At 64.9% G+C, this 16,687-nt stretch carries 17 protein-coding genes; 7 read left to right on the forward strand and 10 right to left on the reverse strand.

What is annotated here, in order from left to right; genetic code table 11:
- Window positions 1-16: 16 nt before the first annotated feature.
- A complete protein-coding gene (locus tag GXB81_RS22250; RefSeq protein ID WP_167039894.1) occupies window positions 17-913 on the reverse strand; it encodes a LysR substrate-binding domain-containing protein in 897 nt (298 codons plus the stop codon).
- Between the two features lie 264 nt (window positions 914-1,177).
- On the opposite strand from GXB81_RS22250, the gene GXB81_RS22255 reads away from it, so the two are divergent.
- The 5 genes from GXB81_RS22255 (at window position 1,178) to GXB81_RS22275 (ending at window position 4,903) form a co-directional block, all read left to right on the forward strand.
- Window positions 1,178-1,828, forward strand: a complete 651-nt coding sequence (locus tag GXB81_RS22255) for a DUF4286 family protein (RefSeq protein WP_167039893.1) — start codon at window positions 1,178-1,180, stop codon at window positions 1,826-1,828.
- 101 nt (window positions 1,829-1,929) lie between these two features.
- Complete coding sequence (locus tag GXB81_RS22260; RefSeq protein WP_241016472.1) at window positions 1,930-3,261, forward strand: MFS transporter; 1,332 nt, start codon at window positions 1,930-1,932, stop codon at window positions 3,259-3,261.
- 93 nt (window positions 3,262-3,354) lie between these two features.
- Complete coding sequence (locus GXB81_RS22265) at window positions 3,355-4,155, forward strand: sugar phosphate isomerase/epimerase (protein ID WP_205990334.1); 801 nt, start codon at window positions 3,355-3,357, stop codon at window positions 4,153-4,155.
- Window positions 4,156-4,317: 162 nt separating this feature from the next.
- Window positions 4,318-4,506, forward strand: coding sequence for a hypothetical protein (locus tag GXB81_RS22270; RefSeq protein WP_205990335.1), 189 nt, complete (start codon window positions 4,318-4,320; stop codon window positions 4,504-4,506).
- A gap of 118 nt (window positions 4,507-4,624) precedes the next feature.
- Window positions 4,625-4,903: a DUF1488 family protein gene (locus GXB81_RS22275; protein ID WP_167039890.1), complete on the forward strand. Its 279-nt coding sequence runs from the start codon at window positions 4,625-4,627 to the stop codon at window positions 4,901-4,903.
- Between the two features lie 98 nt (window positions 4,904-5,001).
- Here the strand turns inward: GXB81_RS22275 and GXB81_RS22280 are convergent, their stop codons facing one another.
- The 4 genes from GXB81_RS22280 to GXB81_RS22295 form a co-directional block, all read right to left on the reverse strand.
- Window positions 5,002-7,050 carry an acetyl/propionyl/methylcrotonyl-CoA carboxylase subunit alpha gene (locus GXB81_RS22280; protein ID WP_205990336.1) on the reverse strand — a complete coding sequence of 683 codons (2,049 nt, stop codon included), beginning with the start codon at window positions 7,048-7,050 and terminating at the stop codon, window positions 5,002-5,004.
- A gap of 43 nt (window positions 7,051-7,093) precedes the next feature.
- Window positions 7,094-7,879: an enoyl-CoA hydratase/isomerase family protein gene (locus GXB81_RS22285; protein WP_205990337.1), complete on the reverse strand. Its 786-nt coding sequence runs from the start codon at window positions 7,877-7,879 to the stop codon at window positions 7,094-7,096.
- A 52-nt stretch (window positions 7,880-7,931) separates the two neighbouring features.
- Window positions 7,932-9,539: a carboxyl transferase domain-containing protein gene (locus GXB81_RS22290; protein WP_205990338.1), complete on the reverse strand. Its 1,608-nt coding sequence runs from the start codon at window positions 9,537-9,539 to the stop codon at window positions 7,932-7,934.
- 98 nt (window positions 9,540-9,637) lie between these two features.
- A complete protein-coding gene (locus GXB81_RS22295) occupies window positions 9,638-10,819 on the reverse strand; it encodes an isovaleryl-CoA dehydrogenase (RefSeq protein WP_167039884.1) in 1,182 nt (393 codons plus the stop codon).
- A gap of 256 nt (window positions 10,820-11,075) precedes the next feature.
- On the opposite strand from GXB81_RS22295, the gene GXB81_RS22300 reads away from it, so the two are divergent.
- On the forward strand, window positions 11,076-11,891 hold the full coding sequence (locus GXB81_RS22300) for a TetR/AcrR family transcriptional regulator (protein ID WP_240162942.1): 816 nt from the start codon (window positions 11,076-11,078) through the stop codon (window positions 11,889-11,891).
- A gap of 165 nt (window positions 11,892-12,056) precedes the next feature.
- Window positions 12,057-12,524: a ribonuclease domain-containing protein gene (locus GXB81_RS22305; RefSeq protein ID WP_167039883.1), complete on the forward strand. Its 468-nt coding sequence runs from the start codon at window positions 12,057-12,059 to the stop codon at window positions 12,522-12,524.
- A 119-nt stretch (window positions 12,525-12,643) separates the two neighbouring features.
- Here the strand turns inward: GXB81_RS22305 and GXB81_RS22310 are convergent, their stop codons facing one another.
- From GXB81_RS22310 to GXB81_RS22330, 5 genes are all read right to left on the reverse strand, one after another.
- The gene (locus GXB81_RS22310; RefSeq protein WP_167039881.1) at window positions 12,644-13,396 is read right to left on the reverse strand and encodes a hypothetical protein; all 753 of its coding nucleotides are present in this window, start codon (window positions 13,394-13,396) and stop codon (window positions 12,644-12,646) included.
- A 126-nt stretch (window positions 13,397-13,522) separates the two neighbouring features.
- Window positions 13,523-14,506, reverse strand: coding sequence for a hypothetical protein (locus GXB81_RS22315; protein ID WP_205990339.1), 984 nt, complete (start codon window positions 14,504-14,506; stop codon window positions 13,523-13,525).
- 20 nt (window positions 14,507-14,526) lie between these two features.
- A complete protein-coding gene (locus tag GXB81_RS22320) occupies window positions 14,527-15,132 on the reverse strand; it encodes an OmpA family protein (RefSeq protein ID WP_205990340.1) in 606 nt (201 codons plus the stop codon).
- 207 nt (window positions 15,133-15,339) lie between these two features.
- On the reverse strand, window positions 15,340-16,044 hold the full coding sequence (tagF, locus tag GXB81_RS22325) for a type VI secretion system-associated protein TagF (RefSeq protein WP_205990341.1): 705 nt from the start codon (window positions 16,042-16,044) through the stop codon (window positions 15,340-15,342).
- A partial coding sequence (locus tag GXB81_RS22330) for a type VI secretion IcmF C-terminal domain-containing protein (protein WP_277396801.1) occupies window positions 16,041-16,687 on the reverse strand: 647 nt, incomplete at its 5' end. The genes GXB81_RS22330 and tagF, both read right to left, overlap by 4 nt.

Consider the following 16,687-nt stretch of genomic DNA (forward strand, 5'->3'; position numbering starts at 1 on the left):
GCCGGCGCGCCGGGTCTCACGAGGCCGGCTGGCAACGCCCTACCGCTTCGAAAAACGAGGTGACCAGCGGCGTGTCCTGCCGTTCGCGCAGACAGCAGACATGAATATGCGTCGTGATGGGGTTGCCCTTGATCCTGACCTTGTGCAGCCGCCCGTCGGGAATGTATTCCGACTCCGACATGGTGCCGACGCCGAGACCGCGCGCAATCGATTCGCGCAGCGCTTCGCGGCTGCCGATCTCCATCGAGATGCGCGCCTTCAGGCCGATCTTGTCGAGCGCGTCTTCCAGCGCCCGGCGCGTGGTCGAGCCCTGCTCGCGCATCAGCAGCGGCACTTCGGCCAGTTCCCGCAAATCGATCTCGTCGCGTTGCGCGAGCGGATGCGCCGCGTTCACGCAGGCGATCACGGGATAACGCGCGTACGGCTGCATATAAAAGTGCTCGTTTTCGAGCGCGCTCGCAATCGCGCCGACATCGCACACCGCCAGCACGCCGACGTCGCACACGTAGTTGTCGAGGTCGCGCAGCACCTCTTCCGAATTGCCGAGCGTCACCGACAGGTTCATCGCCGGGCGCAACTCGTGATAGGCCTCGATCATGTCGATGATGTGATACGGCCCCACCGCGCCGATCTTCAACGTGCCGTGCACGAGTTCGCCGCTGTCGCGCAGCAGCGAACTCGCGTCCCCTTCGAGGCTCGCCATCTGCCGCGCGATGGTCAGGAACTCCAGACCGACGCTCGATAGATCGACGCGCCGGCCACGCCGGTGAAACAGCTGCACCGCGTATTCCTGCTCGATCGCCTGGATTTGCGAGGTGATCGTGGTCTGACTGGTCGACAGCGCCTTGGCGGCCGCCGTAAAGCCGCCGTACTGGACGACGGCGAGAAAGGCGCGAATCTGTATCAGGGTCATGGCGCGTTTGATCTGTTTTTTCGGTCGATTCACCGAATTTTTTCGGAAATTTCGATGATATCCGCGCCATGTGACAGATTGATTCCATGACCGCCCGCATCTCCCGCGCGCTTCGGGGAATACCCTCAATTCCCGGAAACAACTTGCAAAGTGGAAGTCACTTCCATAATATGCGACGCATGTAAAGGCGTGAACCGCGAGCGCGACATGCGCGTCCGGCGCGTCTTCGTCACCCGCACATCAGGCCACCAGGAGGAAAACCCCATGACCGCCAGCACCCACGGACTACTCGCAATATGGAGCACCGTTCAGGAGCCGTTCGAAACCGATTATCTGCACTGGCTCACGCGCGAGCACATATTCGAACGGGTCGGGGTGCCGGGTTTTCTCTCGGGCCGCGCGTACCGCCGGCGCGACAGCGCCCCGTCGGAATACGTGATCGTGTACACGCTGGAGAACGCCGCCGTCATGGCGAGCGAGGGATATATCGAACGACTGAACAATCCGACGCCGTGGACCCAGAGCGTCATGCCTCACCTCGGGCAGTTTCGTCGCGGCGGCGGCACGACGATCGTGCGTGCGGGCCAGCCCGGCGCTTTCGGTTCGCGCCTCGCGATCGCACGCTTCGACAGGTTGCCCGCCGCGGTCACGCAGGAAGCGCTCGACGCGATCGCGGCCCTCGATCGCGTGACGCAGACGTGGGTCATGACCGTCGCGCCGGATGCCACCTCGATCGCCACCCGCGAAAAGTCGATGCGCACGGGCACGGAAGGCATCTTCAACAGCGTCATGGCGGTCGAGGCACTGGACGACGCCTCGCTGAATCGGGCGACCGACGCCGCCCAGGCGTTGACGCGTCACGACTGCCGCTTCGAGCCGTACGACTTGGTTTTTTCCTTTAGCAAGACTCATTAATTCCAGGCCCATGCCGATGCACGGCCATGCCGCGTCGCGAGCCGGGTCTTGCGCTGCGGCATGCCGCACACCCAGGCCCATGACAATTCAGGAGACAGCATATGTCAGACGTCAATGTCGGATCGTTTGCCGGCGACGCGATGCAGCAGGCCCAAACCCTCGAGCGCGCGGTCGTCAAGGCTAGAAACAGGCTGGTGCCGTTCCTGCTGCTGATGTTCGTCCTCGCGTTCATCGACCGGGTCAACGTCGGCTTCGCCAAAGCGCATCTGCAGGACGCGACGGGCATCAGCGACGCCTCTTATGCCTTCGGCGCCGGGCTGTTTTTCATCACATATTTTCTCTTCGAAGTACCGAGCAATCTCGGCCTCAACCGTTTCGGCGCGAAGATCTGGATGTGCCGGATCATGGTCACCTGGGGCATCATCTCCACCGGCGCGGCCTTCATCAACGGCAACGTCTCGTTCTATCTCCAGCGGCTCCTGCTGGGCGCGGCCGAAGCCGGGTTCTTCCCCGGCATGGTCCTGTTCCTGACTTTCTGGTTCCCGGCGAAATGGCGTCTGCCGATCATCGCGCTGTTCTATTGCGGCACACCGCTCTCGTTCGTCATCGGCGCGCCGATCTCCAGCGCGATCCTCGGCATCGGTGCGCATCTCGGTCTTGAGGCGTACCAGTGGATGTTCGTCATCGAGGGGCTCGCCTCGGTCGTGGTCGGCATCTGGGCGTTTTTCTATCTCAGCGACAAACCGCAAAACGCACCGTGGCTCGATCAGCGCGAACGCAACGCACTGACGGCGGCCATCGAGGAAGAGGAACGCAAAAAGATCGCGGCGGGCCCGCACAGCATACTGGCCTGCCTGCGCGACGTCGGACTGCTGCGCTTCATCATCACGTACATTCTGATCGTGATGACCAATACCGTGATCCAGTTTTTCATGCCCTCGCAGGTCGCGAAGCTCATTGGACAAAACACCGGCGCACTGGTCGGCGTGATCGTGGCATTGCCGTGGTTCTGCGCGCTGATCGCCGTGCTGGTATTGCCCTCGCTCGCCAACAAATACCAGCGCAGCCGCTGGTGGGGCGCCGCCGGCCTCGTGGCGGCCGCCATCGGCCTGCTCGGCTCGCTCTCGCATTCGCCGACGCTGGCGGTGGCCGCGCTGTGCTTCTCGCTCGCGGGCCTCTATGGGTCGCAGCCGATCTTCTGGCAGTCGCTGACCAAATATCTCGGCGGGATGTCGGCCGTCGCCGGCATTGCCGCCGTCAACGCGATCGGCAACCTCGGTGGGTTCTTCGCGCCCAATATCCGCTCGATCACGGTATCGCTGTTCGGTTCCGCCGACCTTGGCACGGTTGCGCTGGCGTTCACGACGTTCCTCGGCGCCTTGCTGTTCCTCTTCCTGCCGCGCGGCGCGGCCATCACGAACTCAGCCGATTGAGCCGGCACGATCGCGTGGCGTAGCGTGGCATCGCGCCATGCTACGTCATGGCACGTGCCGACCCTCGCAGACTTCAGGTATCGACAGGACATCATGGAAAGACAGTATTCCTTAGCCCACCTCACGGTATTGCATCTCGCCCCCGCGGATGCGATACGCGTTGCCGCCCGCACCGGCTACGACTGCGTCGGCCTGCGCCTGATTCCCGCGCTGCCCGGCGCCCCGGCCTACCCATTGATGAACGATCGCGACATGTTGCGCGAGACGCTCGCCTGCATGCGCGACACCGGCGTGCAGGTATTCGACGTCGAGATCGTGTGGCTGTACGGAACGTTTTCGGTCGACCACTACAGCAGCTTTCTGGAAACGGCGGCCGAACTCGGCGCGCGCAGCATTCTCGTCGGTGGCGGCGATCCCGACGAGCAGCGCCTCGCCGATTCCTATGCGAGGTTCTGCGAGGCGGCCAGGCCGTTCGGGCTCAATGCCGATCTGGAATTCATGCCCTGGTCGACGGTCCGCAATGCCGCCGACGCGCAGCGCATCGTCAAGCTCGCGGGCCGGCCGGCCAATGCGGGCATCCTGATCGACGTGGTGCACTTCGAACGCTCCAATACGTCGCTCGACGACCTGCGGGCGCTACCCGGCGATCTGCTGCACTATCTCCAGCTATGCGACTGCCCGGCCGGCATTCCGCCGACGATGGACAGCGTGATCCATACCGCGCGTCACGAACGTTTGCTGCCGGGCGAAGGGGGCATCGACCTGAAGGCGTTGTTGTCGAGCACGCCCGCCGGCCTGCCGGTCTCCATCGAACTGCCCAATGACTTTCGCATCCCCGCGCTCGGCTACGAGGAATGGGCACGACGCGCGCTCGTTGCGGCGAAGAACCTGTAACGAACCGCCCGATAACGGGCCGACGTTTTCGCGCGGTGATGCGGACGGCCACCGCGCGCCGTGCCGAAGCCTGACCGAAAACAGACATAGCATGACGCCGTCGTGACACCGTCCTGTGCACCGGCCGCGCGAATAATCATAATGAAATGACTTCGGCGCAGAATGAAGTTTGCCGAAGTCCGTGCGGACGAAATCATGCCGGGCGCCATCTCCGTGGCCCATGTGCGGCCCATGCATGGCGCGGGCGCGATTCAGCGCTCACTTCACGGCGAATTTTTTAAGCATCCTCTGAGCAAAAATCGGCTGTGCGCGCTCTGCACGCCGAGCCAGCTTCTGGCAATCTTTCACTAGCAGCCGGTCGTCGCGCGTGACGCGGCGCCGGGCATTTCGCCGTCAATGCCGGTTCACCCACAGACCAGGCAGGCGCGGTTTGTCATCCTGTCGATTCAGGCGTCCGAAGGAGTTCGCCATGTCGGTCTATGTCGATGAAGGGTTCCGGCCCTGTGTCACGGAATGCGCGACAGTCGCGTTCCGCGTGTGCTGCGACGATCGCGCGCAGATTTTCGAGGTCAGCGCCGATGCGCTCGTGAAGTTCTGCGGCGCGGCGAGCCGGCGCAAGCAGGACCTGCTCGTCGCATTCGAGGATGCGCAGCAGGAAATTCTTTCGGTTGCCGCGCAGAGATGGAAGTTCGTGCCGACCGAATCGGTACGGCTCGATCTCGACGAATTCCGTTTGGTCAGACATTAGGCACAGTGTCACCGCACGCAGCGGCCCGCGCGAAAGCGAAGCGCGCGGCGCCGCTTCTTACACTCGCCTTGCTTTAAGCGTTTCTCCCAGGTGCGCGCTTACTGCTGCACGTCGAGCACCAGAAGCTGCGCGCCATCGTCCACCTGATCGCCGACCGCATACAGCACTTCGGCGACCGTGCCGGCCGCCGGTGCACCGATCGTGTGCTCCATCTTCATCGCTTCCATCACGATCAGCGGCGCGCCCTTCTCGACCACCGCTCCCGCCTCGACCAGCACCGCGATCACCTTGCCCGGCATCGGCGCGGTCAGACGTCCTTCGCCGCCTTCGGCGTCGGCGGCATGCGCGAGCAGGTTCTGCCATTCGAACGCAAGCGCCTCGCCATAACAGAACACATGGAACGTGTCGCCGTCGACGAACACGCGGCCCGTCACGCGCGCGTCGCCAAGCGTCGCGCGGAATTCGTGCGCGCCCGCGCCAGCCGACCACGTGAAGCTTTCGCGCACGCCGTCGTGTTCGAGCGTTTGCGTGCCGCCGTCGCGCGCGAACCCGACCGTGAACGCCTCGCTGCCTGCGTGCTGGCCGCCGTCGTCGAGCGCGCGCCAGCCGAGCGTCTGCGTATAGCCGCTATTGAGCCGCCAATGCGACAGCGCATCCCACGGCGACGCACCGTGCGCGATGCCGCCCTCGCGCGTGAGCAGCGCCGCGCAGGCGAGCGCGAGTGCTTCCCTGAAGGGCTTTTTTACCGGCGCGAACAGCGCATCGTGATGACGCTCGATCAAACCCGTGTCGAGATCGCCGTTCGCGAACGGCTCGCTCGCGACGATGCGCTGCAAGAACTCGACGTTCGTATGCGGCCCGACGACCTCGCACGCATGCAACGCACGCGCGAGACGCGTCAATGCTTCCTCACGCGTCGCGCCGTGCACGATCAGCTTCGCGATCATCGGATCGTAGAACGGCGTGATCGTATCGCCCTCGCGCACGCCGCTGTCGATGCGCACCGGCGCCTTGCGGCCAGGCTCGCCGAGACCGGCCGCGTCGATCGCGAACTCGACGCCCTCGGGCATGCGCAGATGCCTGAGCGTGCCCGTGGACGGCAGGAAGCCGCGCGCCGGATGCTCGGCATAGATGCGCGCTTCGATCGCGTGGCCGTCGAGCTTCAGTTGCGGCTGCGCGAGCGGCAGCGCCTCGCCCGCGGCCACGCGCAATTGCCATTCGACGAGGTCCTGCCCCGTCACCATCTCCGTGACCGGATGCTCGACCTGCAGGCGCGTGTTCATCTCCATGAAATAGAACTCGCCGCTGCCGGTCATGATGAATTCGACCGTGCCCGCGCCGACGTAGTCGACCGCGCGCGCGGCGGCCACGGCCGCTTCGCCCATTGCGCGTTTGATGTCGGCGGCAAGACCCGGTGCCGGCGCTTCCTCGAGCACCTTCTGATGACGCCGCTGCACCGAGCAGTCGCGATCGAACAGATAGACCGCGCCGCCGTGCCGGTCCGCGAACACCTGCACTTCGACGTGACGCGGCCGCGTCAGATACTTTTCGATCAGCACGCGATCGTTGCCGAAACTGCTCGCCGCCTCGCGCTTGCACGACAGCAATGCGGCCGCGAAATCCGCGCTGCGCTCGACCACGCGCATGCCCTTGCCGCCGCCGCCCGCGCTCGCCTTCAACAGCACCGGATAGCCGATCGCATCCGCTTCGCGCTGCAAAAGGCGCGGGTCCTGATCGTCGCCGTGATAGCCGGGCACGAGCGGCACCGCGGCCGCGTGCATCAGCGCTTTCGCGGCGGCCTTCGAACCCATCGCGGCAATCGCCCCGACCGGCGGCCCGATGAAGACGATGCCGGCCGCTTCGCAGGCATGCGCGAAATCTTCGTTCTCCGACAAAAAACCGTAGCCCGGATGCACGGCCTGCGCGCCGGTCGCGCGCACGGCCTCGATGATGCGCTCGATGCGCAGATAGCTTTGCGCCGCCGTCGAGCCGCCGATATGCACCGCTTCGTCGCAGGCGGCGACGTGTTTCGCATCGGCGTCCGCGTCGGAATAGACGGCCACGCTCGCGATGCCGAGCCGCTTGCAGGTCGCGGCGACGCGGCAGGCAATCTCGCCCCGGTTGGCAATCAGGATCTTGTTGAACATGAGTGTCTCGATGAAGTGTGCGGTTCGGCGCCGGGTTGCTGTGTCAGCCGCGCCAGGACGGCGCGCGCTTGTCGAGGAACGACGCGATGCCTTCGCGGCCTTCCGCGCCGGCGCGTGTGCGCGCGATGCGCGCGGCGGTGTCTTCGATCAGCGCGTCGTTCAGTTCGCGGCCCGCGACGTCCTGCACGAGCCGCTTGCAGGCTTGCACCGCTTGCGGTCCGTTCGCGCACAGCGTTTGCGCGAGTTGCGCGACGCTCGCGTCGAGTTGCGCCGCGCTCACCGCTTCGCTGACCAGACCGAGACGCCACGCGGTCGCGCAGTCGAACGCTTCGGCCGTGACGAAATAGCGCCGCGCCGCCTGCTCGCCGAGCGCGCGAATCACGTAGGGCGCGATCGTGGCCGGAATCAGGCCGAGCCGCGCTTCGGAGAGGCAGAAATGCGCGCTGTCCACCGCGACGACGATATCGCAGGCCGAGATCAGGCCCATGCCGCCCGCGTAGGCGTCGCCCTGCACGCGCGCGATCACCGGCTTGTTGCAGCGGTACACGGCCGCCAGCATGTTCGCGAGCCGCATCGCATCGGCGCGGTTCTCGTCGTCCGAATAGCCGGCCATCTGCTTCATCCAGTTCAGGTCGGCGCCCGCGCAGAATGCCTTGCCGTTCGCGGCCAGCACGACCGCGCGCACGTCGTCGCGCGCATCGAGTGCGGTGAATGCCGAGGTCAGTTCGGCGATCATCGTTTCGTTGAACGCGTTGCGCACGTCCGGGCGATTCAGCGTGAGCGTCGCAACCTGGCCGGCCACTTCGAACTTCAGCGTTTCGTATTGCATGCGTTGTGCTCCTTTACCGGGCTTTCCCGCATCATCGCGTCGTGGCGCGCCATCACATTCTGAACACGCCGAAGCGCGTGTCTTCGATCGGTGCATTCATCGCGGCCGAGAGGCCGAGACCGAGCACGTCGCGCGTTTGCGCCGGATCGATCACGCCGTCGTCCCACAGACGCGCGCTTGCATAGTACGGGTGCCCCTGATGCTCGTATTGCTCGCGAATCGGCTGCTTGAACGCCTCTTCCTCTTCGGCGCTCCACGCGCCGCCCCGGCTCTCGATGCCGTCGCGCTTGACCGTGGCCAGCACCGACGCGGCCTGCTCGCCGCCCATCACCGAGATGCGCGCGTTCGGCCACATCCACAGGAAACGCGGCGAATACGCGCGGCCGCACATGCCGTAGTTGCCCGCGCCGAACGAGCCGCCGATGATGACCGTGAACTTCGGCACCTTCGCCGTCGCCACGGCCGTCACCATCTTCGTGCCGTTTCTCGCGATGCCTTCGTTTTCGTATTTGCGCCCGACCATGAAGCCCGTGATGTTCTGCAGGAACACGAGCGGAATCTTGCGCTGGCAGCACAGCTCGATGAAATGCGTGCCCTTGAGCGCCGACTCCGAAAACAGGATGCCGTTGTTCGCGACGATGCCGACCGGATGTCCCCAGATATGCGCGAAACCGCACACGAGCGTCGTGCCGTAGCGGGCCTTGAATTCGTCGAAGGCCGAGTCGTCGACGATGCGCGCGATCACCTCGCGGATATCGAAAGGCTTTCTCGTATCGACCGGAATCACGCCGTAGATACTCTTCACGTCATGGCGCGGCGGCTTCGGCTCCTGCAACACGAGCGGCACCGGCTTCACGCGATTCAGATTGCCGACGATGCTGCGCGCAATCGCAAGCGCATGCGCGTCGTTCTGCGCGAGATGATCGACGACACCCGAAAGGCGCGTATGCACGTCGCCGCCGCCGAGGTCCTCGGCGCTGACCACTTCGCCGGTCGCGGCCTTCACGAGCGGCGGGCCGCCGAGAAAAATCGTCCCCTGGTTCTTCACGATGATCGACTCGTCGCTCATCGCCGGCACGTAGGCGCCGCCCGCCGTGCACGAACCCATCACGACCGCGATCTGCGGAATGCCGGCCGCCGACAGATTCGCCTGGTTGTAGAAGATGCGGCCGAAGTGGTCGCGATCGGGGAACACGTCGTCCTGATTCGGCAGATTCGCGCCGCCCGAATCGACCAGATACACGCACGGCAAGCGGTTCTCGCTGGCGATTTCCTGCGCGCGTACATGCTTCTTGACGGTGACCGGATAGTAGGTGCCGCCCTTGACCGTCGCGTCGTTGCAGACGATCACGCACTCCTGCCCGGCAACGCGGCCAATCCCGGTGATGACGCCCGCGCCCGGCGCGTCGTCGTTGTACATGCCGTAGGCGGCCAGTTGCGAGAATTCGAGGAACGGCGTACCCGGGTCGAGCAGCTGCGCAATGCGCTCGCGCGGCAGCAGCTTGCCGCGGCTCGTGTGCTTGTCGCGCGCGGCCTGGCCGCCGCCCTGAGCCAGCAGTTCGACCTTCGCGCGCAGATCGGCGACGAGCGCTTCGAGCGCCGCCGCGTTCGCGCGAAAGTCGTCGGAACGCGGGTTCAGCTTGGATTCGATGATCGGCATGAAGTGACTCCAGGTTGCCGCTTTTTATGGGCCGACTTTAGGGCCGACTTTATGGGCCAACAAGCACGCCATGACGCCGCAACGCATGCGCACTTGCGTCACAAAGTCTCGGCAAACAGCTCGCGCCCGATCAGCATGCGACGAATCTCGCTCGTGCCCGCGCCGATTTCATAGAGCTTCGCATCGCGCCACAAACGCCCGACCGGATACTCATTGATATAGCCATTGCCGCCGAGAATCTGGATCGCCTCGCCGGCCATCCACGTCGCTTTTTCGGCGGTATAGAGAATCACGCCCGCGCAGTCCTTGCGCACCTGGCGCACGTGCCCGCTACCGAGCGTGTCGAGCTGGCGCCCCACGGCGTACAGATACGCGCGACAGGCCTGCAGCGTCGTATAGAGATCGGCGACCTTGCCCTGGATCAGCTGGAATTCGCCGATCGACTGGCCGAACTGCCTGCGGTCGTGGATATACGGCACGACCGCGTCCATCACCGCGACCATGATGCCGGTCGGGCCGCCCGCGAGCACCGCACGTTCGTAGTCGAGGCCGCTCATCAGCACTTTCACGCCACCGTTGAGCTGGCCGAGAATGTTTTCTTCCGGCACCTCGACGTCCTGAAACACGAGTTCGCCCGTATGCGAGCCGCGCATGCCGAGCTTGTCGAGCTTCTGCGCGACCGAGAAACCCTGCATGCCCTTCTCGACGATAAACGCGGTAATGCCGCGCGAATTCGCCTCGGGATCGGTCTTCGCATAGACCACCAGCGTGTCGCAATCGGGACCGTTCGTGATCCACATCTTGGTGCCGTTGAGCACATAGCGGTCGCCCTTCTTCTCGGCGCGCAGCTTCATGCTGACGACGTCCGAGCCCGCGTTCGGCTCGCTCATCGCGAGCGCGCCGACGTGTTCGCCCGAGACGAGCTTCGGCAGATACTGGCGCTTCTGCGCGTCCGTGCCGTTGCGATGAATCTGGTTCACGCACAGATTCGAATGCGCACCGTAAGAAAGACCCACCGAGGCCGACGCGCGCGAAATCTCCTCCATCGCGACCATATGCGCGGTATAGCCCATGTTCGCGCCGCCGTATTCCTCGGCGACGGTCATGCCGAGCACGCCGAGGTCGCCGAACTTGCGCCACAGGTCCATCGGGAACTGATCGGTGCGATCGATTTCCGCCGCGCGCGGCGCGATTTCTTTGGCGGCGAACGAGGCGATGCTGTCACGCAGCATTTCGATTTCTTCGCCGAGCGGGAACTGCAAACCGGGCAGATTGCGCATTGCGGTATCTCCTGAGTTCATTGGCGGCCGGGCGCGGCTCGCGCTGTGCACGCCCAAACCACGCGCATCGCACGCCCAAACGTATCAACGCGCATTTCACGCCAGATTGACGTATGCGTCAATAGGTATTTTTGAGCGTGACTCAGAAATTTACGAACCGGCATCGGGCGCCAATTAGGTGCTAGTATCGCGACAATCAGGCATCAACCCTTTATCTTCCGCGCCAAGCGGCGTCACAAATCTGAATCCGACTCATATGACCGCTGCCGTAAAGACCCGATTGCCCGTCTCGCGCCGCGAGCCGGCCGGGCGCAAGTCGCAACAGCGCGTGAAGGAAATTCTTCAGGCCGGGCGCGACGTGTTCGCCGCCAAAGGCTACGAGCGCGCGACGACCGCCGAAATCGCGCAGCGCCTCGGCATTTCCGAGGCAACCGTGTTCAGCTATTTTCGCGGCAAGCGCGAACTCTGCGCGCGCGTGATCGGCGACTGGTACGACGAGATCATCGAGGCGATCGAAGCGGGCTTGCCGCGCGACGGCAGCGTGCGCCAGCAGTTCGCGTTCATCGTGCGCATGCATGTGCGGCTGATGCTCGTGAACGGCACGGACCTGTGCGCGCTCGTGCTGTCCGAAGGCCGCGCGCGTCATCACGAGTTGAGCGAAGCGCTGACCGAATTGCAGCGCCGCTACACCGCACCGCTGATGCGCGTGCTCGCCGAGGGCCAGCAAAGCGGACAGATTCGCGCGGACATGCCGCTGCGCCTGCTGCGCTCGATGGTATTCGGCCCGATGGAGCACGTGCTGTGGGACGCGACGCTGACGAACCGGCAGATCGATATCGACGCGACCGCGGATCAGTTGATCGACGTGCTATGGGCCGCGCTCACGCCGCCCGATCTCGCGCTGAGCGCGTTGCAGCGCTTTCGCGCGGAAGTGGCCGAAGCGAACCGGCGTTTCGAGGAGACCACCAGGATGGCCGAAACGGCGCAAGAGGCCGCGCAAAAGACAACGCAGGAAGCAGGCAGAAAAGCAGGCAGAAAAACGGCAAAAAAAACGGCGAACCCGAATCGTTGACGACACCGCGCATCTTGCGCCTCGAACGTCTTCAAAATTTCTACTTACGAATCGTCTTCCCTATGTCAATCCGTCTTTCGCCACTGTGCCCTTCATGCGAGGATCAGGCCCATGCCCGGACCCGTCACCACGACCCACTACGATCATGCACTCGAAGAGCAAGGCATGCGCAAGCAAGGCATGCTCGGACGAGGCGGCAACATGGGGAACGCGCTTTTTTCGATCGACTATGATTGCCTGCCCCCCGAAGCCCGCCGCACGATCGACCTGATCATTTCGGATGGGCCCTTTCCTTATCCGGGGAAAGACGGCTCGTCGTTCGGCAACCGCTTCGGCGATCTCCCCAACGGCAAGTATCTCGAGTACACGGTCGCCACGCCGGGTGTGCGCAATCGCGGCGCGCGGCGCATCGTCGCCCGTGCAACCAATGGCATGCTGTTCTTTACCGCCTGCCATTACGAACGCGTCAGCGCGCGAGGCGGCACCGCGACCGAACGGGCCCAGGCACAAATCGACGCGACGCAGGCGCTGGACCCGGAATGGCGCAACGGCTTCTACATCATCACCGGCATGACTCTCACGCTGCGCGATGAGGTCACCAAGGCGGTCAAGCGCCAGAACGGTGCCACATAATAAGCGGCGAAACATGAGCTGCGAAACATGAGCGTGGCCGCGTAGCGTGGCCGCCGAACCCGGCGGCCCGCACGAAAAAAACGCTCACGCAAGGATGAAAAACGAGACGGTCTTCCCGCCTAGCCGAACATCGGCGGCGGGCGGACGATAATGACCTTGTCCGACTTGCCCAGTTGCAGATAATGCGGCCCGCGGTCCTTGTTGCGGCCGTTCCAGATGCGCTCTGAAATCTTTGGGCCGTAGTGTCCTTCGCCGTCATCGGCGCCATTCGACTCCGCCGTATAAAGAATGCCCTGCTGACAATCGACGTCGTAGATCAGCGCGATGTGCCCCGGCGACCGTGTCTCCACCTGCGCATCGTTCATCCATAAAATCATGTCGCTCGGCTGCACGTCGTCGAGCTCCCAGATCAGCGGGCTCTCGCCCGGCGGCCGATGGTTATGTTTGGCCTTGTTGATAAAGGTAAAGCAACTCGCGCCGCCGCTATATCGCTCGATATCCATGATCCCGAGCGCATCGTAAAAGGCCACGACGAAGCCCGTGCAATCCACGCCGAGATTCCGGTCGGCCCATGCCTGGATATTCTCGGGCTGGACCGTGCCCGAGTCGACCGCGAGCGTCAGAATATGCTCGCAGTCGTCCGGCGAAACCTTGCCGCAATTGGCCCGCGCAAATGCGCTGTCCTTCGGACCCAGATGCTTCTTGAGCGCCGCCGTTCGCACCGCCGCGCGCGCCTGCGCTTTCGGGCTCGAATAGTCCGCGCCGATCATGTATTTGTTCAACGACACGCTCGTCGGCCATTCGCTGCTGCCGGCCTGGAGGTTCATGTATCGATCGACGAAATCGTCGGCGGTAAAAGTGTCGCTTGCCATGTGCTGTACTCCATAACAATCGTCGCGAGAGGTCCGGCCTTGCGGATCGCACCGCTCGCGCGCTCCGCGCGCCGGCGGCGTGTTGCTACTCTCCCGTGCCGCTTCTGCTCCCCCGCTTTTACCCTCTTACTCGCCCCCTTGCGCCACCCGCTCCTGCAAGCGCCGCCGCACCTTGCCGACGTCGATGCCATCCGGCCCCGGCGTATCGACGATCGGCATATAAGCCACGGGGGTATGCAGCAAATACGCCTGCATCTCGTCGATCACGATGCGGTCGCTCGGATCGTAGCCGAGGTTCGCCAGTTGCCGGGTCAACTCCGCGCGTTCCTCGTAGCTCAATTCCCGCCACCAGAACGAACGGCATGCGTGCGCGTAGGCATTATTCGAGAAGTACTGCCAATGCCCCAGTTCGTGACTGAGGATTGCCGCCCTGACCGCGGCGTTGATCGTCTCGCCGCCCGGTGCGGGACCGAGCCCCGGAATCGTGATCAGAAAATCGCGCGGACTCGCCGCTTTCCAGACGCCCTGCTCCTCGCGGATCAAACGCCATCGCACCAGAATCGCCTGCAAGGTACGCTCGCCCTGATTCAGCACCACGCCCTGCTCGCGCGCGAGTTCGAAAAAATGCGTCAGCTCGACGGTGCTGAAGTTGTTGCCCGCCGTCAGTCCCGCCGGATCGGTGCCGAAGCGCCGAGCGTGAGCCACCAGCGCCGCCGCCGACACCACGCGGTCGCGCGGCATGTCGCGCCTCTCGAGCAAGGCCACCACGCGCGAAAACATGGCGCCCTGCTGCGCGAGGCTGGCGGCCTGCATCACATGGAGTCCGGGCTGATCCGTCACGGTGAACAATTGCAGACGCGCATCGGACACCAGCGCGGCTTCGAGCTGGCCCAGCGGCAGACGGATGGCCCCGGTGTCGCCATCGACGGCGAGCGCGGGCCATGAGCGCGCGCCCGCTGCGTTCGATCCGCTCGACTCGCCTGATCCGTCCGGGCCATCGGCGGCACGCGCCGGCGCGTGCATGTCCACGGCAAGCGCGAACGCGGCGAACGTCACGAACAGCAGCGCCGCCCGTCTCGCGAGGGCGCAATACCCGCGATAGCGCGTCATCGGCGGCCTCCCGACAGTGTCTAATCCGTGACCGTGACGATCGTCACGCGGCGGTTCTCGGGCGCCGTCGGATTGCGCCGGTTCAGCGGATCGGCGGACCCCTTGCCGACCGACGACAGCCGCTCGGAGGCGATGCCGTCTTTCTGCGTCAGGTATTCGACCACCGCGGCGGCACGGTCTTCCGAGAGCTTCATATTGGCATCTGCCGAACCGCGCGGATCGGCATGCCCTTCGACGCGAAACCGGTAGGCCGCGAGCTTCTCGGACTGCAAGGCACCGGCGACCTTGTCGAGCGCGGCCTTCGCGCTATCGGTGAGCGTGGCCGAATTGGTGGCGAACGTGATGAGGATTTGCGCGGAAGGCGTTTTCGCCGGCGCGGGCCGCGGCGCGCCTGCGGGCGGCTTGTTCGACAGCACGAAGCCGCGCGTCACGATGTTGTCGTCGGGCCCGCCGGACTGCGCGGGTTCGAGCGCCCGCGTGACCGACTGCTCGTTGATGTCCTGCTCTTTCATCACCGGTTCGGCGGCTCGCGCGGCCGCGCACAGCGAGAACAAGGCGCACAGCGCGGCAACCAGAACCGCGCCTCGCGCGCGGGTTCCGGAAGCAGAATGTGTCAGGCGTGACATACGGAAATCTCCGCGGAATTGACCGGCCATCGGATCGCGAGGCCGCCAGCGCCTCGTCGCGGACCGTCGGCGAACATGGACGGACCCCGTTGCGGGGCAGCTTCATCCTTCAAAGACGAATGACGGGAAGCCAATTTGAAACCCGTCACCTTATACGTTACTCATCCGTCATCCATCCGGCACCCATTCGACGCGGCGATGCCATCGCTACGCACCCGCGTGCGCAATCAATGCGGTCACCGCGTCCCATTCATCCCTGCCGGCGTCGAGCAGACTCGCGAACTGCGCGCCGCTCGTCGCGCCCGCGCACAGTCGCGCGGACGGCGCCACGGCCGGCGACCCGTCGCTCCACCAGAGGCTCCGTCCCGCGGCGACGGTTTCGACCAGCAGCGCGGCGAAGCCGTCGGATGCATCGGGTGCGTCGGGTATATCGGGTATGGCCAGCCGCCACGGCATCGCTTCGCGCCCCTCGTTGCACCAGCGCTCGGCGCGCACCGCCGCGTCGAAGCCATCGAGCGTAAACTCCGGCGCGAGAGTCGACAGGGCCAATGCCACCAGCCGGTCATACCAGGCCTGCGCATCGGCCAGCCGTCGTTCGAGTTCGGCGGCCTCGATGGCCTGCGCGATCGTGAACGGAAAATAGCGCCCCACCCGGTCCACCCCCGGCGTCAGCACGCCCGCCCAGGCATGCGGGCCATACGGGCCCGCCGCCAGCGCGAAACACCACACCGGCGCGTTCAGATACAACGGCAGCCACTGCGCGCCGAAGCGCTGCCGCCCGAGCAGCATGCCGTTCTGCAAGCCCTCGTCCCACGGCATCATGAACTCCGCCGGCAAGCGACGCGCGACGAAATCGCCATGCGTGCGCACCTTGCCGAAAAAACCGGGCGCGGCCGATGCGTCCTCGCTCATAACCGGTCCAGACAGCGGAACTGCTCGAGCGCGGCGCGGCGGAACGGGTTCACGATACTGCTGGCCGCGAGTTCGAAGGCCGCGCGCCGGCCATCCGATTCGAAGCTCAACCGGAAGCGGTCGGGCTGCGAAGTCGGTTGCAGATGAGCATCGTCCATCAGATGCAGCAGCGCCCACGGTCCGTCGGCCCGCGCCGCCGGCGCGTTGCCCGCCGGCGTGAACTCGACGTGCGCCTGGCCGGTGCCCTTGCCGCTCGGCCACTGGAACACCATCGACTGCGGCGTGTCGGGTTTGACGACCATCTGCTGCCCGTCGATGTCGAGCGTGAACTGCGTGATCGACGGATCGATCGTCAGCGGCTTCACCTCGAAGCGCACCGACACGTCGCGCCCGCCCGCGCGGAAGAACGCATCGCGAATCTGCGCCGCCCGCTGGAACTGGCCGAGCACTTCGACGGGGATGCCGAGCGTCTCGGCGCCGCTGCGCCAGCGCCATTGCGGCCCCGACATATCGACCAGCATCGCCAGGTTCTTCTGGAAGAAATCGTCGATCAAACCGCCCGGGCCGAGCAGGCGGCCGAAATCGTCGGGCGCGGCATCGCGCGTGGACCCGCGCACGAGCGGATAGCGGCCGTCGAGCGCCT

It is taken from the genome of Paraburkholderia sp. Ac-20336 (assembly GCF_017105025.1).
Taxonomy (GTDB): Bacteria; Pseudomonadota; Gammaproteobacteria; order Burkholderiales; family Burkholderiaceae; genus Paraburkholderia.